General features: G+C 35.3%; 19 protein-coding genes and 1 other annotated feature. Of the genes, 13 read left to right on the forward strand and 6 right to left on the reverse strand.

The genetic code is table 11. The annotated features are described in order from the left end of the window. The first annotated feature begins 68 nt into the window (after positions 1-68). Complete coding sequence (locus tag FS608_RS18220; protein WP_144553644.1) at positions 69-815, forward strand: YjbA family protein; 747 nt, start codon at positions 69-71, stop codon at positions 813-815. A gap of 57 nt (positions 816-872) precedes the next feature. Here FS608_RS18220 and trpS read toward each other — a convergent pair whose 3' ends face one another. Continuing rightward, positions 873-1865: a tryptophan--tRNA ligase gene (gene trpS, locus FS608_RS18225; RefSeq protein ID WP_144553646.1), complete on the reverse strand. Its 993-nt coding sequence runs from the start codon at positions 1863-1865 to the stop codon at positions 873-875. 50 nt (positions 1866-1915) lie between these two features. Continuing rightward, positions 1916-2172 (reverse strand) — a binding site (T-box leader). Between the two features lie 55 nt (positions 2173-2227). Beyond that, positions 2228-2584, reverse strand: a complete 357-nt coding sequence (locus tag FS608_RS18230; protein ID WP_186328798.1) for a DUF3899 domain-containing protein — start codon at positions 2582-2584, stop codon at positions 2228-2230. Between the two features lie 221 nt (positions 2585-2805). Between FS608_RS18230 and FS608_RS18235 the strand changes: the two genes are divergently transcribed. The 5 genes from FS608_RS18235 to FS608_RS18255 all read left to right on the forward strand — a co-directional run bounded on the left by FS608_RS18235 (position 2806) and on the right by FS608_RS18255 (position 8622). Continuing rightward, the gene (locus FS608_RS18235) at positions 2806-4500 is read left to right on the forward strand and encodes a peptide ABC transporter substrate-binding protein (RefSeq protein WP_144553650.1); all 1695 of its coding nucleotides are present in this window, start codon (positions 2806-2808) and stop codon (positions 4498-4500) included. A 113-nt stretch (positions 4501-4613) separates the two neighbouring features. Beyond that, positions 4614-5546: an oligopeptide ABC transporter permease gene (opp3b, locus tag FS608_RS18240; RefSeq protein ID WP_144553652.1), complete on the forward strand. Its 933-nt coding sequence runs from the start codon at positions 4614-4616 to the stop codon at positions 5544-5546. Further along, positions 5543-6571 (forward strand): oligopeptide ABC transporter permease, encoded by a 1029-nt coding sequence (opp3C, locus tag FS608_RS18245; protein ID WP_144553654.1) that lies wholly within the window; start codon positions 5543-5545, stop codon positions 6569-6571. The genes opp3b and opp3C overlap by 4 nt, the downstream gene beginning before the upstream one ends. A 17-nt stretch (positions 6572-6588) precedes the next feature. Further along, positions 6589-7683, forward strand: coding sequence for an ABC transporter ATP-binding protein (locus FS608_RS18250; protein ID WP_144553656.1), 1095 nt, complete (start codon positions 6589-6591; stop codon positions 7681-7683). Continuing rightward, complete coding sequence (locus FS608_RS18255) at positions 7684-8622, forward strand: ABC transporter ATP-binding protein (protein ID WP_144553658.1); 939 nt, start codon at positions 7684-7686, stop codon at positions 8620-8622. Positions 8623-8675: 53 nt separating this feature from the next. Here FS608_RS18255 and FS608_RS18260 read toward each other — a convergent pair whose 3' ends face one another. After that, a complete protein-coding gene (locus FS608_RS18260) occupies positions 8676-8861 on the reverse strand; it encodes a hypothetical protein (protein ID WP_144553660.1) in 186 nt (61 codons plus the stop codon). A 572-nt stretch (positions 8862-9433) separates the two neighbouring features. Between FS608_RS18260 and spxA the strand changes: the two genes are divergently transcribed. The 5 genes from spxA (at position 9434) to pepF (ending at position 15660) form a co-directional block, all read left to right on the forward strand. Continuing rightward, a complete protein-coding gene (spxA, locus tag FS608_RS18265; RefSeq protein ID WP_026566143.1) occupies positions 9434-9829 on the forward strand; it encodes a transcriptional regulator SpxA in 396 nt (131 codons plus the stop codon). A 305-nt stretch (positions 9830-10134) separates the two neighbouring features. After that, positions 10135-10806 carry an adaptor protein MecA gene (gene mecA, locus FS608_RS18270; RefSeq protein WP_144553662.1) on the forward strand — a complete coding sequence of 224 codons (672 nt, stop codon included), beginning with the start codon at positions 10135-10137 and terminating at the stop codon, positions 10804-10806. A 79-nt stretch (positions 10807-10885) separates the two neighbouring features. After that, positions 10886-12397, forward strand: a complete 1512-nt coding sequence (gene cls / locus FS608_RS18275) for a cardiolipin synthase (protein WP_144553908.1) — start codon at positions 10886-10888, stop codon at positions 12395-12397. Between the two features lie 101 nt (positions 12398-12498). Continuing rightward, the gene (locus FS608_RS18280; RefSeq protein WP_144553664.1) at positions 12499-13695 is read left to right on the forward strand and encodes a competence protein CoiA; all 1197 of its coding nucleotides are present in this window, start codon (positions 12499-12501) and stop codon (positions 13693-13695) included. A 141-nt stretch (positions 13696-13836) separates the two neighbouring features. Next, positions 13837-15660: an oligoendopeptidase F gene (gene pepF, locus FS608_RS18285; protein ID WP_144553666.1), complete on the forward strand. Its 1824-nt coding sequence runs from the start codon at positions 13837-13839 to the stop codon at positions 15658-15660. Positions 15661-16176: 516 nt separating this feature from the next. On the opposite strand, the gene FS608_RS18290 is transcribed toward pepF, so the two are convergent. The 3 genes from FS608_RS18290 to FS608_RS18300 form a co-directional block, all read right to left on the reverse strand. Beyond that, complete coding sequence (locus FS608_RS18290; protein ID WP_260871733.1) at positions 16177-17040, reverse strand: ClpXP adapter SpxH family protein; 864 nt, start codon at positions 17038-17040, stop codon at positions 16177-16179. Then, complete coding sequence (locus tag FS608_RS18295; protein WP_144553670.1) at positions 17033-17443, reverse strand: globin domain-containing protein; 411 nt, start codon at positions 17441-17443, stop codon at positions 17033-17035. Before FS608_RS18295 ends, FS608_RS18290 begins: the two co-directional genes overlap by 8 nt. Positions 17444-17756: 313 nt before the next feature. Then, the gene (locus tag FS608_RS18300; RefSeq protein WP_260871734.1) at positions 17757-18377 is read right to left on the reverse strand and encodes a CYTH domain-containing protein; all 621 of its coding nucleotides are present in this window, start codon (positions 18375-18377) and stop codon (positions 17757-17759) included. 88 nt (positions 18378-18465) lie between these two features. On the opposite strand from FS608_RS18300, the gene FS608_RS18305 reads away from it, so the two are divergent. Then, a complete protein-coding gene (locus tag FS608_RS18305; protein WP_144553674.1) occupies positions 18466-18831 on the forward strand; it encodes a UPF0738 family protein in 366 nt (121 codons plus the stop codon). 19 nt (positions 18832-18850) lie between these two features. After that, positions 18851-19489: a GTP diphosphokinase gene (yjbM, locus tag FS608_RS18310; protein ID WP_144553676.1), complete on the forward strand. Its 639-nt coding sequence runs from the start codon at positions 18851-18853 to the stop codon at positions 19487-19489. Positions 19490-19510: the final 21 nt, after the last annotated feature.

Below are 19510 nucleotides of genomic sequence, written 5' to 3' on the forward strand. Positions count from 1 at the left end.
AGGAATAATTTAACTAAGGTCTGCCCATACTGATTTACAAACAGTTTCTTGAAGTGAGGGGTTGTACAATGTTGTATCTTCATGATGTATGGGTAAATTGGTTTGAAGGGGAAGAAAACGGTTATAATGTATGCCAATTCCATGAATGGCGTAAGGATGATGGAGTGGAATTATTAGACCAAGTGCCATTGATGAAAGTTGAACCGATTTTGTTTAATTACATTGAAAATGATTTGTCAGAATTACCTCAACAGCTCTTGGATGATATCTTCCAGAAAGCTTATTTGAGGAAGAATCATGAAAGAGTGCAACTTGACTATTGCTTTGTAGTCACAGATGGAATCGGTATATTAGCCATTGATACCATTGGCTATAATATTCCGATCCGTAAAAGCCGGTTAATTCCAAGACAAGAGCAGTTAGTTTACGAAATGATAAGTCAACATGAGGCTAATAAATACCACTTTTATGAGCAACCAAAGTTAAAGGACTATCACATTCTCTCACCTGAACCGGAATTGATGAGAGGTTTAACAAGAAAAGAACGTCAATTAAAACAATTATTATTTATGGCACTTGACCAATTACTCTCTTCGAGTAATGAAGCAGAAGTAAGGTATTGGTACACTGAATGGTGTCCGGAGAATTATTCAACGATTCAAGCTTTAAATTTTGAAGCAGCATGGGAACAGTTATTTGAGGAAACAAAGTATGGATGGTCGAAGAGGCATGAAACATTTTGTGAAAATCTAATAAAAGGACAGCCGTTTTTTGAAAAACTTTGGGAAATGGAACACGGTCCAAAAGTAAATTAAAAGCCTGACCAAAAGATATACGCACAACATATCTTTTGGGCTCAGGCTTTTTTTATGCTATCTTCTCTTACGACCTAATCCCATAGCATTTTCCATTTTCTTTAAAGTCTTATTAGCCACTAAATTTGCTTTTTCTGCACCCTCATCCAATATACGGTCAAGTTCTGGTGAATCAAGTAATGCATAGTATCTTTCTTGTATTGGTGTAAAGAAATTGACAACGACATCCGCTAGGTCACTTTTAAAATCACCATAGCCTTTCCCTTCGTACATTCCTTCAATTTCGGAAATAGTTTTTCCACCCAAGATAGAGTAAATCGATAATAGGTTTGATATGCCAGGTTTGTTTTCTTTATCGAATTTAACAATCCCTTCGGAATCTGTCACAGCACTCTTAATTTTTTTCACCATTTGCTTTGGATCATCTAACGGTGTGATATTAGCTTTTTGGTTTGGATCAGATTTGCTCATTTTTTTCGTTGGTTCTTGCAGAGACATAATTCTTGCACCAACCTTCGGAATACTTATTTCAGGAATGGTTAAAATGTCTCTGTATTTTTTATTAAATCTTTCTGCTAAGTCACGAGTTAATTCCATATGCTGCTTCTGATCTTCGCCAACAGGTACTAAATCCGTATTATATAGAAGAATATCGGCTGCCATAAGGGGTGGATAGGTTAATAAACTTGCCTGTACTGCCTCTTTCCCCGTAGATTTATCTTTGAATTGAGTCATTCTTTCTAATTCACCGATGTAGGCTACACACTGCATCAACCATCCCGCTTGAGCATGAGCAGGAACCTCTGACTGAACAAACAATGTGGCTTTGTTTGGATCAATTCCAACTGCTAAATATAATGCAGCTAAACTTCGGATATTTTTCCGAAGTATTCCCGGATCCTGAGGAACGGTAATGGCATGCTGGTCCACGATACAAAAAAAGCAATTGTATTCGTTCTGCATTTCTACAAACTGTTTCAACGCTCCAATATAATTACCAAGTGTGATCGTTCCACTTGGCTGAATACCAGAAAAAATCGTTTTCATAATAACTTCCTCCTAAAAAATATATAGAAAAAACCATTCATCCCCTAGAAACGAATAGGGACGAATGGTTCGCGGTACCACCCTAAATTACTCAAAAAAAGAGTCACTCAATGCTAAAACCATCTTGAAGACAATTTAGCCACCTTTTAACGCAAGGTTACGTCTAATCCTACTTTTTATAAAACATAAAAATAATATGTTCAGACAGAGGCTCCAAAGTCCATTCCGTATTTATTCGTGTTTGTTTCCACCACCCACAAACTCTCTGAACCGAATGTAAATACGTACTATTCTTTATCATCGCCTTTTAAGCAACTATACAATTGTACTTATTATAATGAAACGAATAATTATTTTCAAGTCAGTTAAAAATAATATATGACAAGGGCAATAAGCATAAACAGCCCATTAATAAGCCCGTAAAAAACTAAGGGTTTTTGGTTGAAAGTAACAAGTTCTGATAAAGGAGGTATTTCATCAAAGCGTCTTTTATTCTGGCCTCTTTGAAACGCAAAACTAAAGGATCTTGAAATGACGTCATAGAATCCTGAATGAATAGTAAAAACAAGCAATGAGATAAGCAAGAGTCCTGCTGAGAAATAAAAAGATATATTGATATAGCTTAACAAAGAAACTTTGTGATAAGTAAGGAACGAAATTAAAATAATCACTAGTTGTGTGAATGCTAAAATTAAGAGTCTTTTCTTAAGTTGATAATTCACTAAATAACCTCCAAAAGATTGATTTAATAGGGGTTCACTTAAGTATATTATATTAAAAATCCGTATAAGTCTAAATTATATCACAGGGAAATGTAATGATAACGTAAAGATTGTTTCTGAAATGTAAATAAAGTTCAAAAAAATAATGTACAATTTGTAGAAAATATGTATAATAGAGAATGTAGTAATTTTTCAGAATAATAGAAAAGGGAGGTCTACTAGTGAAGAAATCAAAACTTTCACTACTATTAGTACTATCACTAGTTCTTAGCATGTTCCTTGCAGCATGTTCGGGCGGAAACAAGAATGAAGGTACGTCCAAAAATGAAGGCGATAACAAAGCCGGCACTGAAGAAACTCAATTAGCAGATGAGCAAGTTCTAAATGTTCTTGAGTCTGCAGAAATTCCTTCAATGGACAGCGTTATGTCTCAAGACGTATTGAGCTTCACAATGTTAAATGCTACAAACGAAGGACTATATCGTTTAGATCCAGACCAAAAAGTTATTCCTGGAGTTGCTGAAGCAGCACCAACTTATAATGATGATAAATCTGTTATCACAATTAAATTAAGACAAGATACAAAATGGTCTAATGGTGACCCTGTAACTGCGCATGACTTTGTGTTTGCATGGCAACGTGCAATTGATCCGAAAGTTGCTGCTCCATACGGTGCATACTTCATGGAAGGCAAAATCAAAAATGCATCTGAAATTGTTGCTGGTAAAGCAAAACTTGATGATTTAGGTATTAAAGCACTAGATGATTATACTGTGGAAATTACATTAGTAAGACCACTTCCATACATCGAATCTTACTTAACTTTCCCATTGTTCTTCCCGCAAAACAAAAAGTTTGTTGAAGCGGAAGGCGATAACTATGCGAAAGATGCAACACACCTACTTTACAATGGTCCATTTAAAATGACAAAATGGGATGGTCCTACTGGTACTGAGTGGGTATTAGAAAAGAATGCTGATTATGTAAATGCAAAGGACGTTACTTTAGAGAAGATTAACTTTAACGTTTCTAAAGATCCACAAGCATCTGCTAACGCATATACTGCTGGTGAAGCTGATATCACACCAAAACTTGCACAAGCTGCAATCCTTTCACAATTTGAAGGACAAAAAGATTTACTTCGCTATCAAGAACCATCAATCTGGTGGTTAAAAATGAACGAAAAGAACCCAGCATTGAAGAATGTTAATATCCGTAAAGCAATTGCTTTAACTGTTGACAAAAAAGCTTTAACAGAGGATGTATTAGCAAACGGATCAATCCCTGCTGATTTCCTTGTACCAAAAGGTTTCTCATTCTTAGATGGTAAAGATTTCCGTGAAACTGCAGGAACTTACTTAAGCACTAACAAAGACGAAGCTAAAAAGCTTTGGGAACAAGGTCTTAAAGAAACAGGACTTAAAGAAGTTAAGTTTACTTATGTAGGTCAAGATACTGAAACTTCAAAAGTAACTGATGCATTCGTTAAAGATCAGTTAGAGAAAAACTTACCAGGATTAAAAATTACAATCGAAGCAGTTCCTTTCAAAATTCGTATTGCTCGTGAAGATGCTGAAGATTATGATTTATTAATGGGTGGCTGGGGACCTGACTACGCTGATCCAATGACTTATATGGATCTATGGGTTACTAACGGCGGACAAAACCACATGAGCTATAGCAATCCTGAATTTGATAAGTTAATCAAATCAGCTAGTGAAGAACTTGTAGCTAAGCCACAAGATCGTTGGAAAGCTCTTCAAGATGCAGAAAAAATCTTGTTAGAAGATGATGCTGCTATCGCACCACTTTACCAACGTTCAGTGAACCTACTAATCAATCCTAAGGTTCAAGGTTTTGCTCACCACGCATTCGGTCCTGACTATAGTTACCAGTGGATTAAAATCACAAAATAGTAACTATAACTAATCAAATAAAAAGAGAGTATATTTACCAATATACTCTCTTTTTACCTGTGTGAGAATTGTCGTAAGATGTCGAAAATTCAAATTAATTAGGAGGTGTAGGCATGGTCAAATATATACTAAAACGTGTTGGTTATATGATTATTACACTTTTTATCGTTACATCGCTTACCTTTTTCCTCATGAAGCTAATTCCAGGTAGTCCTTTTAATAACTTCGAAAAGCTGTCGGAAGTTCAACGAAATATTTTGCTGGATAAATATGGCTTGAACGACCCCCTGCCTGTTCAATATTTTAACTATATGATGAGCTTAGTAAAAGGGGATTTAGGAGTTTCCTTCCAATTTGATAATACCCCTGTAACAGAACTTATTGCAAATCGCCTGGGACCTTCTGCACAATTAGGTTTTCAAGCTATGGTTGTAGGTTCAATTTTAGGTATTTTATTAGGTGTAGTTGCTGCTCTAAAGCAAAACACTTGGATAGATTACGGTTCTACTTTTATCGCAGTAGTTGGTAAATCTATCCCATCATTTATTTTTGCTGGATTAATGCAGTATTATATTTCGGTAAAGTTAGGCTGGCTTCCAGTAATGCTATGGAAAGGACCTGAATATACTATCCTTCCTACTATCGCACTAGCAATGTTCCCAATCTCGATTGCAGCGCGTTTTATGCGTACTGAAATGGTTGAAGTATTAGGGTCTGATTATATTACTTTGGCAAGAGCTAAAGGTGCGAGCCGTTGGCAGATAAGCTTTAAGCATGCCTTAAGAAATGCCTTAATACCAGTTGTAACTGTTCTAGGGCCTTTAGCAGTTAGTTTAATGACGGGATCCCTTGTTATTGAGCAAATTTTTGGAATCCCAGGAATTGGTGAGCAGTTCGTTAAATCAATTAATATGAATGATTACCCCGTTATTATGGGTACTAACATTTTATTTGCCGTCCTATTTATCGTAGTAATCTTAATTGTTGATATTCTTTATGGAATCATCGACCCACGTATTCGTGTATCGGGGGGGAAAACTAAATGAGCAACAAAGACATAACAATTTCAAAGGATATGTTTGCTCCTGTCCATATTGATCCATCAAAAAGTGAAAAAATTGCTAAACCAAGTTTAAATTTCTGGCAGGATTCATGGCTAAGAGTCAAGAAAAATAAAGGTGCTGTAGTCAGCATGGTTATCCTGGTTATCATGATTATCATGGCCTTTGTGGGACCAATGATTACGCCATATGACTATGATACGCAAAACACAAAACATAATAATTTGCCACCGCGAATTCAAGGTTTAGAGGATGTTCACTGGCTTCCTTTTGATGGAACTTTGTCAAGAAGAGATGGTACAGTTTATAACGCTTATGAAGTTCGTAAGGTCGATGCCTATTATTGGTTCGGTACCGATAATTTAGGCCGAGATCAATTTGCACGTGTTTGGAAAGGTACGCAAGTATCGTTATTCATCGCTTTTATGGCTGCGTTAATCGATATGGCTATTGGAGTTGCATATGGAGCCATCTCTGGTTATCTGGGTGGACGAATAGATAGCGTAATGCAGAGGATTATCGAGGTTATAGTGGGAATTCCGAACCTGATTGTTGTTGTTTTAATGATTCTCGTGTTAAAACCTGGTATTATCCCAATTATTATTGCCTTAACTATTACGGGATGGACTAGTATGGCTCGTGTGGTTCGTGCGCAAGTATTAAAATTTAAAGGTCAAGAATTTGTTCTTGCGGCTAAAACTTTAGGTGCTTCAAATTCGTCTATCATTTTTAAACACATGATTCCAAATATGTTTGGAGTAATTATTATTAATACGATGTTTTCTATCCCGAATGCCATTTTCTTTGAAGCATTTTTAAGCTTTATCGGGTTAGGATTACAGGAACCTCATGCATCGCTTGGAACATTAGTAAATGCAGGATTTAAATCGATGATTGCTTTTCCTTATCAAATGATTATTCCTTCCATTATGATTGCGTTAATCATGGTATGCTTCAACCTTGTTGCAGACGGATTACGTGATGCGTTGGATCCAAAAATGCGTGATTAGAAGGCAGGTGGATGTAAATGGATAAAATTTTAGAAGTAAAAGACTTAAATATATCGTTTCATACGTTTTCAGGTGAAGTTAAAGCTATCCGTGGCGTAAGTTTTGATTTATATAATGGTGAAACCTTAGCCATTGTAGGTGAATCTGGTTCAGGTAAATCCGTAACCACCAAATCTATCATGCGTTTACTTCCTGAGCATAATTCAGAAATAAAAGGCGGACAGATTCTATTTGATGGCAAGGATTTAACAAAATTAAAAGATAAAGACATGCAAAAAATCCGTGGGAAAGATATATCAATGATTTTCCAGGATCCAATGACGTCATTAAATCCAACCATGAAAATTGGCAACCAGATTATGGAACCGCTTATTAAACACCAAAACATGAGCAGACACGCTGCAAAGGAAAGAGCAATTGAATTATTAAAGCTAGTTGGTATTCCTAAGGCGGAGTTAAGAGTGGATCAGTATCCGCATCAGTTCTCTGGTGGTATGAGGCAAAGGGTTGTTATCGCTATTGCATTGGCATGTAACCCGAAAGTACTTATTGCTGATGAACCGACCACTGCACTTGATGTAACCATTCAAGCGCAAATTCTTGAATTAATGAAGGATTTGCAAAAGAAAATTGATACATCTATTATCTTTATTACTCATGATCTTGGTGTGGTTGCAAATGTAGCCGATCGTGTTGCTGTTATGTACGGAGGAAAAATAGTTGAAATTGGGACTGCAGATGAGATTTTCTATAATCCAAAACATCCATATACATGGGGATTAATTAGTTCGATGCCTGATATGGATACCCAAGATGATGAACTATTCTCTATTCCAGGAACACCACCAGATTTATTAGATCCACCAAAAGGGGATGCGTTTGCACCACGTAATCCATTTGTTATGAAAATAGATTTAGAGCAAGAACCACCATTCTTCAAAGTGTCGGATACGCATTATGCTGCAACATGGCTGCTCCATCCGGATGCACCAAAAGTTGAACCGCCAGCTGCTGTTTTAAGACGGCAAAATCAATTTTCTGGTAATGCGGATTTAGTCAAAATTGGAAAAACTGGTCAAGCACCATTCCCTGAAAATAAGGAGGGGAAATAAATGGCTGAAAAAGAAAAATTACTTGAGATCAAAAATCTCAAACAATATTTTAATGAAGGTAAAACAAATGAAGTAAAAGCTGTTGATAATGTATCCTTTGATATTTATAAAGGTGAAGTAATGGGCCTTGTGGGTGAGTCAGGCTGTGGTAAATCCACAACAGGACGTACAATTATTCGTTTGTATGATGCTACTGGCGGAGAAGTTTTATACGATGGAGTAAATGTTCATGGAAAAAAGTCAAAAAAGCAATTAAAAGATTTCAACCGAAAAATGCAAATGATCTTCCAAGACCCTTATGCATCTTTAAATCCTAGATTAAAAATAGCAGATGTTATTGCCGAGGGAATTGATATTCATGGTTTAGCAAAGTCTAGGGAAGACCGAATGGAGCAGGTGTATGAGCTCCTAGAAACCGTTGGCTTAAATAGAGAGCATGCAAACCGATATCCACATGAATTTAGTGGCGGTCAGCGTCAACGGATTGGAATTGCACGTGCTCTTGCTGTTCAACCTGAATTTATTATTGCGGATGAACCGATTTCCGCATTGGATGTTTCTATCCAAGCTCAGGTAGTTAACTTAATGAGAAAACTGCAAAAAGAGAAAAGTTTGACCTACCTGTTTATTGCTCATGATCTTTCAATGGTTAAATATATTAGTGATCGGATCGGTGTTATGTATTTTGGTAAAATGGTGGAGCTTGCACCTGCGGATGAACTTTATAAAAACCCACTGCATCCGTATACACAATCACTTTTATCAGCAATTCCTTCTCCAGATCCAATCAGTGAACGGACTCGTAAACGGAAGTCTTATGACCCGGCAAGTCATAACTACGAGCCGCATGAACCAGTGGAATTCAGAGAAGTTACACCAGGTCACTTTGTACTATGTTCTGAGAAAGAATTCAAACAATACCAAGTACAATCTAGATAATAAAAAAAACGATCTCGCATCTGAGATCGTTTTTTCAAATGTTAACGGTATTCTTATTTCCGATTTCCCCCAACAGTTTTCCAACCAGTCTGGTATTTGGCACTTTCATCAACAAATTCACTCCGATTTTTCCCACCGAATACCTTTTCACCAAAACTGTTCGTAATCACACCCATTAAGGCTGTGATTCCTATAATTAATAAAGCAACAATCGTTAAATCAAATATGTATGAGCCCATGGTAATAACCCCTCCATTAATTAGTTGCTTAGAATATTTGTGGTGCCAATTTAAATATCTCCTACTTTATTGTAAAAGACTTTACCGTTGATTTAAAGAGGAAATTAAATTAAAGTGATAAGTTTTCAAAAATTAAATGAATGCGTTTTCATTTCGGATTTATAATTGAGAATACTATGAAGGTTTATTTTTCTTAGAAATAGGGTAACTCAATATTATAAGTAATTTATTTCATGAATACCCTTGCATTATCAATCATTGTTGACGAACATTATAACAGATGAATAAATATGAGTGCAAAAATACAGATAAAATAATTAAAAAACATGAAACTTTTAGAATAATTATTCGTCTAATATAGTGTAAATGAAATTTTTGAATGTTTTGCTCTTACAATATTTTTTGGAAAAAAGGATACCCTTTTAAGAAACAGTGGTGTATAATCAATGATATAAATTACTTATTTATAATTATTATTGAAATTGGTACTACCTGATTATAACCAAATTGCTTGATTCAATATAACGGATATTAAATAACAGTCTCAAATAAAAGAGGAGTGTGAAGATCGGATGGTAACACTATACACTTCACCAAGTTGTACATCATGCAGAAAAGCAAAATCATGGTTAGAAGAACATGAAATCCCATACACAGAGAGAAATATTTTTTCAGAACCATTAACCATGGAAGAGATTAAAGAGATTCTTCGAATGACCGAGGATGGTACAGATGAAATTATTTCTACAAGGTCAAAAACATTTCAAAAATTAGACGTTAACCTAGATGCAATGCCGTTACAAGATCTATTTGGTTTAATCAAAGAAAATCCAGGGCTATTACGCCGCCCGATTATCATTGATGAAAAACGATTACAGGTTGGGTATAACGAGGATGAAATCAGACGATTCCTTCCAAGAAGAGTTAGAACATTCCAGCTGCGTGAAGCACAGCGAATGGTTAATTAGATAAATAGGCCTTCAAATAGGAGGTCTTTTTTTGTATATAAAAATTATATGATTTCATTTGTAGTTTTGTTGCCACTTTGCTACAATAAAATGAATATCCAACTGTTATTCATTAGGCATTATCACGGTTTATAGATTTTAGCCTTTTTTATTTCCCTTATTAGTACTTTTATCATAAAATAAAGTACACGAGTATTTACTTTTTGCCCTATGAGAATCTTTGTGGATTTAAGTAAATGCTAAGGCAGTATCTGCTTGGGGGTATTTTGTCCCTTCAATCTGGAAAACGGAAGGGAGAGGTTTAGATGGAGATTGAACGTATTAATGAAAATACAGTAAAATTTTACATTTCATATGGTGATATAGAAGAACGAGGCTTTGACCGTGAAGAAATCTGGTACAATCGGGAACGAAGTGAAGAACTCTTTTGGGAAATGATGGATGAAGTTCATGATGAAGAAGAGTTTGTGATTGAAGGTCCTCTTTGGATCCAAGTTCAAGCGCTTGATAAAGGTTTAGAAATCCTTGTTACTAAAGCACAACTATCAAAGGATGGTCAAAAGTTTGAATTACCTATTCCAAATGACAAACTAAAAGATCTGCCAGTTGATGAGCAAATTGATGAGATTCTTGATCATCATTTTAATCCGAATCATTCAGATGAGGAAGATATATTACTTGAGGAAGAAACATTAGAATTTCTCATTGGTTTTAAAGATTTTGAGGATGTCATTAGTTTATCCAATCGGGCAGGTTTAGATGATTTAGTGACAAAGCTTTATCATTTTGAAGGGAAATATTATCTATTTACAGAATTTCCTGAAGACTTATTTGAAGAAGATGAAATTGATGATATTTTAAGTATTTTGCTTGAATACGGATTTGAGACACAACTTACGATCCATCGAATTCAAGAATATGGAAAAGAGATAATTTCTGAAAATGTTTTTGCTGAAATACGCAAACATTTTCGCTAACTAATGTACCGATTTCATTATTGAAATCGGTATTTTTAGCATTAATTATTTTGGAAATAAATTCTGGCAGGTGAGAACGCTGAAAAACACAGTAAGGGTTATTTTATATTTGCTTCTATTATCCGTACTATGGTTTTTCTTTAAGGATCGTTTAGCTAGTGGAATATTCGGTATCCTAAGTGTACTTGTTACACTGTCGGTCATATTCATAGCCCTTGTAATTTTCCTTGAAAACCGTCATCCAACACAAACGATTACATGGTTAGTGGTCTTAGGCAGTTTCCCATTAGTTGGTTTTATTTTTTACCTCCTGTTTGGAAGAAATTATCGTAAGGAAAAGATGTTTAGAAAAAAATATTTCTTAGATAAACAAGCTTTTTTGACCGTTGAGGGGGAAGAAGATCCAAGAAATGATGAAAAACTTAGTTTAATGGGTGAACATCAAGGGAAATTATTTAACTTAGCTCAAAAGCTAGGGAATAGTCCTATCTCCTTTGACACAGCTACAAAAATATTAACAAACGGTGACGAAACTTTTCAGCAAATTATAGAGCAATTAAAAAAGGCTAGACATCACATCCATCTGGAATATTATATTGTTCGTCACGATCATATTGGGCAGGAAATAAAAAATCTATTAATTGAGAAAGCCCATCAAGGTGTTAAGGTACGTTTTTTATATGACGCAGTAGGTTCTTGGCAACTTTCAAAATCTTATATTAATGAACTTAAAAATGAAGGGATTGAAATGGTCACGTTTGGACCTGTAAAACTCCCATTTTTAAATAATAAATTTAATTTCCGTAATCACCGTAAGATGATCATTATTGATGGAAATATTGGCTTTGTTGGCGGGCTAAATATTGGAGATGAATATCTGGGGAGAAATAAGCAGATAGGGTTTTGGCGTGATACCCATTTAATGCTTCGAGGAGAGGCAGTAAGAACGTTGCAGTTAATATTTTTACAAGACTGGTATTATATGACCAGTCACAGTTTCTTAACTGCCGAATACCTATCACCTCAGATTGATGACGAAAGTCACGGTGGGGTGCAGCTCATTGCTGGAGGGCCGGATAATGAGTGGAGTGTGATTAAAAATATATTTTTCTCCATGATTGCAAGCGCGGAGAAATCAGTTTGGATTGCATCCCCTTATTTTATTCCTGATGAAGATATTTTTTCAGCCATAAAAGTAGCTGCACTTAGTGGCATTGATGTACGACTTCTTGTACCTAATAAACCAGATAAACGGATTGTCTTTCACGCTTCCCGTTCATACTTTCCAGAACTTTTGGAAGCAGGGGTTAAGGTCTATGAATATGAGCGGGGATTTATGCACAGTAAGATTGTCATTGTTGATAATGAATTAGCCTCGATCGGGACATCAAATATGGATATGAGAAGTTTTCACTTGAATTTCGAAGTAAATGCTTTTTTATTCCGTACAAATAGCACACAAAAGCTAGTTGAGGAATATTTAAATGACCTTGAATTTTCTAAACAATTGGATAAAGCAACCTTTGATGATAGACATCTTGGTTTTAAGGTACTTGAATCGACGGCAAGACTACTCTCGCCATTACTCTAAACTTATAAAAAAACTCGTCAAATAGACGAGTTTTTTTTATGCTTTAAAAGGTTTTTATCGAAATTTGACGAATTAACATAGTGAAAGGAGGAGTGAATTAATTGCTAACGGCTCAAACAAAAATGGGTGTATCTATCTGTCTCGGCCTAGATTACAAAAAAGATACTCTTTTAGAACTTCGCAGTAAAGAAGAATTTTTTTGCCCTATCTGCGGGGAAAGCGTTTTACTCAAATTAGGGAATCAGCGCATTTTTCATTTTGCCCATAAGCAAGGCGGAGTTTGTCATGATTTTTATGAAAATGAATCCATATACCACATGGAGGGTAAACGTCAACTCTATCAGTGGCTGGTGAAACAAAATATCCCTTCAATATTGGAGTACTATGATAAGGAGATTCAGCAGCGACCTGACATAATGTTCAAGTTTAATGGCGAGAAATTTGCATTAGAGTATCAATGTTCAACGATTCCAGAAAGTATACTTATCAAAAGGACCAATTCATATCTTCAGAACGGTTATCATCCCATATGGATTATATCTAGCAACCAAATCCATTCGAAGAGAAATAATATGGTTGCTTTATCCAACTTTCAATATCTATTTTTACGAACAACTTCTGCAGGTAAGTTTTATATACCATCATATTGCCCCGAAAAACAGCAAATTCACTTTATTGGATCCATTACCCCTTATTCAATAAAAAATGCCTTCGCCTATCATTCTTTTTACCCAATAAGGAAAATGGATATAAAAGATTTATTAGAACCAAAAATCAACACTCAAATAGATTTTTCTAGTTGGAACAAGCAAATAGAAAAATTTCTTCTTAATTGGACCCTCCATCCTAGTAAACAGCATCATTCATTTCTTCATGAGATCTATAACAGAAACCTTAATCTCTTCCTATTACCGGCAGAAATTGGCCTTCCAATCCCTCATTCGCTAGTCATTCAAACTTCACCGATTATTTGGCAAACCTATTTATTTATTGATTGTATAGACAACAAAAATATTGGTGATTTAATAACCTTGCAGGAATTATCTTTCCATTTCAATAAAAGGATTCGTAGAAAAGAAATAGTCTTAAGAAATTTGCCACTAGTTAAAACAGGGACATCATTATCTGCCATACTTGACTATCTTTTATTGTTAGAGCAATTGGGTATCTTTACGAAAATGGGAGAAACCACATTTCAAGTGAAACGAAAAATATTTATTCCTAGGACAAATCGAGAAAAAGAAGAAGCGAAGGTTTTATTTTTTCAAAAATATCAGCGTTTCCTATCGAATATATAAATGAAAACAAACAGAAGGGCATACTATATAGAGGTGTAAATAGTTTCCTTTCTGTTAATTGAAAAAGGAAATTGGAAAGATAAGGAGAATACTATGTAATAAGCTTTCTATCACAGGTATGAATAGAATGGAGGATGAAGGATGGCAAATGAAACAGCAACAAAATCACTGCCAGCAAGAAGTGAGATCCCTGAACAAGATACATGGAAATTAGAAGATATTTTTGCAAATGATCAGGAATGGGAAAAGGAATTTCAAGAAGTAAAAAGCCAAATCCCAGGAATTAAAGAATTTGAAGGGAAATTAGGTGAAAGTGCAGAGACCCTTTATAAAGCGCTTCAATTCCAAGACAAATTGTTAGAACGAATTGGAAAGCTTTATACATATTCACATATGCGTTATGACCAAGACACAACAAACTCTTTTTATCAAGGCCTGGATGACAGAATGAAAAATATGTATTCACAAGCAGCCAGCCAATTAGCTTTTATTGTCCCTGAAATTCTCTCATTGGACGAGAGCCAAGTAACCAGTTTCTTAAGTGAAAAAACAGAATTAAAGCTCTATGAGCATGCACTAGCCGAAATTAACCTGCAAAGACCACATGTCCTCACGGCAGAACAGGAAGCATTGCTAGCAGAAGCCAGCGAGGTGATGGATGCTTCTAGTAATACGTTTGGGATGTTAAATAATGCAGACCTTGAATTTCCATCTATTAAAGATGAAAATGGTGCTGAAGTTGAAATTACTCATGGCCGCTATATTCGCTTTTTGGAAAGTGAGGACCCACGTGTAAGACATGACGCATTTAAAGCTGTATACAAGACATATGGTGATTTTAAAAATACTTTTTCAAGTACATTAAGTGGTAATGTGAAAAAGGATAATTTTAATGCAAGAGTAAGAAAGTATGATTCAGCAAGACATGCTGCGCTTTCTTCGAACAATATCCCAGAAAGTGTGTACGATAACCTTGTAAACACGGTTACCGATAATCTTCATTTATTACATCGATATATAAAGCTTCGTAAAAAAGTCTTGGGTCTTGATGAACTTCATATGTATGATCTGTTTACACCTCTTGTCAAAGATGTAAAAATGGAAATTAAGTACGAAGAAGCGAAGGACTTAGTCATTAAAGGGTTAGCTCCATTAGGCGAGGAATATGCGAAAATACTAACTGAAGGCTTTGAAAATCGCTGGGTCGATGTGCATGAAAATAAAGGCAAGCGGAGTGGTGCCTATTCATCAGGGGCATATGGGACACATCCATACATTTTAATGAACTGGCAGGATAATGTAAATAATTTATTTACACTTGCCCATGAATTTGGCCATTCCGTACACAGCTTCTATACTCGAAAATCACAGCCGTATCCTTACGGGAATTATTCAATTTTCGTTGCCGAGGTGGCTTCGACCTGTAATGAAGCACTTTTAAACGACTATTTATTAAAAACGATCGATGATGAACAAAAACGTATATACTTACTCAATCATTACCTAGAAGGCTTTAGAGGGACAGTGTTCCGTCAAACTATGTTTGCCGAGTTTGAACATATGATCCATCAAAAAGCACAAAACAACGAAGCCTTAACAGCAGATGCATTAACAGAAAGTTATTATGCATTAAATAAAAAATATTTTGGCGAAGAAGATATTGTAATAGATGAGGAAATCGGATTGGAATGGGCGAGGATTCCTCATTTTTATTACAATTACTATGTTTATCAGTATGCAACGGGTTTTAGTGCAGCTACAGCGCTAAGCAAGCAAATTTTAGAAGAGGGCGAACCAGCGGTAAAAAGGTATATTGACTTCCTAAGTGCAGGAAGTTCAGATTATCCGATTGAGGTGTTGAAAAAGGCTGGCGTCGATATGACTAGTGCAGAGCCAATAAAAAATGCTTGTAAGGTTTTTGAAGAAAAACTGAATGAATTAGAGCAATTATTAACACAAGCATAATGAAAGGGATGGTGCCAAACTGGCTGCCATCCCTTTCTAAAATCCTCTAAATTTTTTCCGGTCATTAAGGTAATTAATGAAGATAAATATCGATACAAATAATATAGGGGTACTGAACAATAAAGGGAAAATCTTTAACAATGCAAGGATTTGAAGAAAAAAGGCAATTAAAATAAAAACAATCATAAGTGTTAAAGGGAATTTTCTCATCTAAAAGGCCACCCTCATAAAAGTGAGTTTCATTTCTCTTACTACTATGTCTATTGTCCATTCCGTGAATTTATGATAATTTGACAATTATGTGAAATAAAGCACATACTTATTGCCGCACTTAGAAATAGCGTGCTATATTATATACATGAAGTTGATCACAACAAACACAAACCCCTTTGTTTGACCGTGAAAAATTTCTCCCATCCCCTTTGTTCGTATAATAGAAAAATGCCTTGCGGTAGAAACTGCAAGGCATTTTTGTATATTAAATGAAACGAAGCACGCCGTTATAACGGCATGCTTCTATTGTTCGATATATCTCCAAAACGTACCATACTTTGCTGGAATTTGTTCCACCACTTGCTTCAAAAGAAGCTTTTTCATTTCCTTTTCAATTTGTGAAATCGACATATTATAAACAACAGCAATTTCTTTTGATGCTACAAATTTAAAAAATTTCAAAAACGTTTCTAATGGCGGTGGAGGAGATTGGATTGGTTTTTCAGAAAGCATTTCCTCTAATATTTGAACATATACCTCATAGGGGTAGGAACCGGTAATTTTAATTCCTTCATCCTCTACATTTTCATTAAAAAATACTAAGGTAGGGATTTCCTGTACATCCATTTCAGAAGTAATCTTCAGATCGCATTGGAAAGCTTTTGCTGCACTTTCAGAATGGATATCATACATGAATTCATCCACATCCAAACCTAGGCTCCGAGCGCAATCCTTTAAAACCTCAAGATTAGAAACATTTAGTTTCTCTAAAAATAATCCCTCTTGGATTCTCCGCAAGAAACGGAGTCCAGCCCGTCGCCCTTGTAATTCTGCTGCTTTTAGAGCGATGGAAACAGTATAAGGAGAATCGACAGGATTCTCTAACCATAGGCTTCCATCACATGACATTCCCGACCTGCTAGCTGTCTTCTCCCACACCTGTGCGATATTCTCAAAATTCTTTTTCTTACTTATATTTAAATCGGCTAATCGTCCACTTAAAATATGCTTAATTGAAAAATAACGTCCATATTCGATTTGCAACTTCTTTAAAATCGGCTCTAATGCCCAACATTCAGGACATAAAGGATCAATAAACATGTAAATCTCAATCGGCTTTTTATCACTGCATTGCCGCTTTGCACTCGAAGATTTTGACCTATTCACTATCTTCACCTGTGGTCTCGCCCTGGTTAGGCGTATTAATCATGTGTTGTGCCGTAAGATAAAGCCGTGAATAAAATTCATCTCGTAAGGGACCCTCTAAGCCTATTTTGTCCATAGCCTGTGACATGCATGCTAGCCAGGCTTTGGCTCGTATAGGGGTAACTGGAAATGGCAAATGACGTGCACGCATCATAGGATGGCCATGTTCCTCAGTATACAATGCAGGACCGCCTAAATATTGAGTTAAAAATTGCTTTTGTTTCCGAGCAATTTCTGTAAATTGATTTGGGAATATTGGAGCTAGGTCAGGATGTTGTGCAACAAGGCCATAAAAAGTGTCCACAAGACGGTGTAAGGTTTCTTCACCAATGGATTCAAATGGTGAAAGCTTTCTTTCAATCATGTTGCCAACTCCCTTAAATGTATTATGTAGATTTATTTTATCAATGCATTTTTCATATCTCAAATGAATTGCTTTGAAAATGGAAATTTGTCAATTAAACATATTAATAATGTATGCCAAGTGAGCATTTCTTAATAGAAAAACCAGGAATTTGGAAGTTGGAAATAACTCCAATTAAATTAAATCTATATCTAAATACACTTAAAATTCATTTTAGTTTAATGATGACCTTTTCTTTGGCTATTGTTTAGAGTTCTGGTCATCATCGGCTTGATGATGACTTTTTTCACGGCTATTGTTAAGAGTTTGGGTCTTATTGGTTGGTTTGCTGGTATTTTCGGTAATAGAAACGGCGAATTTTATTTTCTGTTAATCGAGCAGGAATCTTAAATTGTTCTAACAGTTCAATAAAGATTTTCTCTCCAGTCTGATAGTTTTTAACTTCATATTCCAATTCATAATCTTCTGTATCTAGATAGATACTATGGTCCAATACCAATAAACCTTCTTCATACTCGAATTCAACTCGCTTGGTTATTAAAGACCCAAAATATTCAAGTGTTGAAAAAGGAATCTCGCTATCTTCTATAGTATGTTGAATGATTCCTGTTGGAAGTTTTCCAAAATGAATGGCCAATTGTGCTTCATCTTCACTAATTGTCTGATTGGTCTCTAGTAGTCCGACAGATGCAGGCTGTTTTAAGGTCATCTCGTAGTTTAACCCTTTTTTACGAATCCTTAGTGCACTCTCTTTACTCTTTAAAGAAAAATTTGGTGTATCAAAGTAATGGTTTTCCTGTTTAAAAATTTGAGTTGTATCTATCTTAAAAAACTTAAGTAAACGTTCATATTCATTCTTTGTTAGGATATTTTTAAATTCAATTTCAATATTTTGCATCATGTGTGCATCTACCTTTCTATAGGGGATCTTCATTATTAGCTCTTTTCTAACCTCAACATCATCCTTGGGAGAAATCGTGAATTATGCTAAAATAAGGAGGTGAATAATGGAGGTATGAATGATGAAAAAAAGAATAATGATTGAAAAGTCATACATAATTGAAGAGAAACTAATGTTAGAAACTAATGAGAGCATCCTTGAATTGGTTCCTGGAGAGCAGATTCTTGTAGATTCTGACCAATTTTCTTTCATTTACTTAATGGAAGATAAAGATGATTATACATATATCGTTTTACATGAACAAATCTGGCCGCACTTAAAAATTGCATACGAAAAAAAATTACCTGTATGGGTTACTTTTAATGAAGATAAAAAAGAACTGGAAAACTTTCAGGATGAATTTAATTATCTGCTAACCAATATTTCAGGTAATAGTAATTATGGGAAAGAAATGGTTACAAAAGTAGAGCGTATTTTCTTAACATAACTTGTTTTAGAGGTGAATTATGAAGCATTGGGACCAATTTCTAGCCCCATATAAACAGGCGGTTTCAGAGTTAAAAGTAAAATTAAAGGGGATGAGAGGTCAGTTCGAACTTGATGCTACTCATTCACCGATTGAATTCGTTACGGGAAGAGTCAAACCGATTGCAAGTATCCTTGATAAGGCAAATCAAAAAGGGATTCCACTTGAAAGATTAGAAGAAGAAATGCAGGATATTGCGGGAATGCGCATTATGTGTCAATTTGTAGATGACATTCACACAGTTGTCGATTTACTCCAAAACCGAAATGATTTTGAAATAGTTGAAGTTAGAGATTATATTTCACATAAAAAAACAAGCGGTTATCGATCGTATCATGTTGTGATTCGCTACCCCGTTCAAACCATTCATGGCGAAAAGAATATCTTGGCAGAAATTCAGATACGAACGCTTGCTATGAATTTTTGGGCGACAATTGAACATACATTGAGCTATAAGTACAAAGGGATATTTCCAAGTGATATTCAAATGCGGCTGCAAAGAGCAGCTGAAGCAGCGTTTCGTTTAGATGAGGAAATGTCATTAATTCGCGGTGAAATACAGGATGCTCAAGCCTTTTTTACAAGGAAGAAAGAATTGAAACAGGAAGAGAAGGACTGAGATACGAAAGTTGATTTAAAA

Source organism: Bacillus sp. X1(2014), from assembly GCF_007678255.1.

Coding starts and splice junctions, on each gene's coding strand:
- FS608_RS18220 (WP_144553644.1), top strand. CDS start 69: ATGTTGTATCTTCATGATGTATGGGTAAATTGGTTTGAAGGGGAAGAA.
- opp3b (WP_144553652.1), top strand. CDS start 4,614: ATGGTCAAATATATACTAAAACGTGTTGGTTATATGATTATTACACTT.
- opp3C (WP_144553654.1), top strand. CDS start 5,543: ATGAGCAACAAAGACATAACAATTTCAAAGGATATGTTTGCTCCTGTC.
- FS608_RS18250 (WP_144553656.1), top strand. CDS start 6,589: ATGGATAAAATTTTAGAAGTAAAAGACTTAAATATATCGTTTCATACG.
- FS608_RS18255 (WP_144553658.1), top strand. CDS start 7,684: ATGGCTGAAAAAGAAAAATTACTTGAGATCAAAAATCTCAAACAATAT.
- FS608_RS18260 (WP_144553660.1), bottom strand. CDS start 8,861: ATGGGCTCATACATATTTGATTTAACGATTGTTGCTTTATTAATTATA.
- spxA (WP_026566143.1), top strand. CDS start 9,434: ATGGTAACACTATACACTTCACCAAGTTGTACATCATGCAGAAAAGCA.
- mecA (WP_144553662.1), top strand. CDS start 10,135: ATGGAGATTGAACGTATTAATGAAAATACAGTAAAATTTTACATTTCA.
- pepF (WP_144553666.1), top strand. CDS start 13,837: ATGGCAAATGAAACAGCAACAAAATCACTGCCAGCAAGAAGTGAGATC.
- FS608_RS18295 (WP_144553670.1), bottom strand. CDS start 17,443: ATGATTGAAAGAAAGCTTTCACCATTTGAATCCATTGGTGAAGAAACC.
- FS608_RS18300 (WP_260871734.1), bottom strand. CDS start 18,377: ATGAAGATCCCCTATAGAAAGGTAGATGCACACATGATGCAAAATATT.
- FS608_RS18305 (WP_144553674.1), top strand. CDS start 18,466: ATGAAAAAAAGAATAATGATTGAAAAGTCATACATAATTGAAGAGAAA.
- yjbM (WP_144553676.1), top strand. CDS start 18,851: ATGAAGCATTGGGACCAATTTCTAGCCCCATATAAACAGGCGGTTTCA.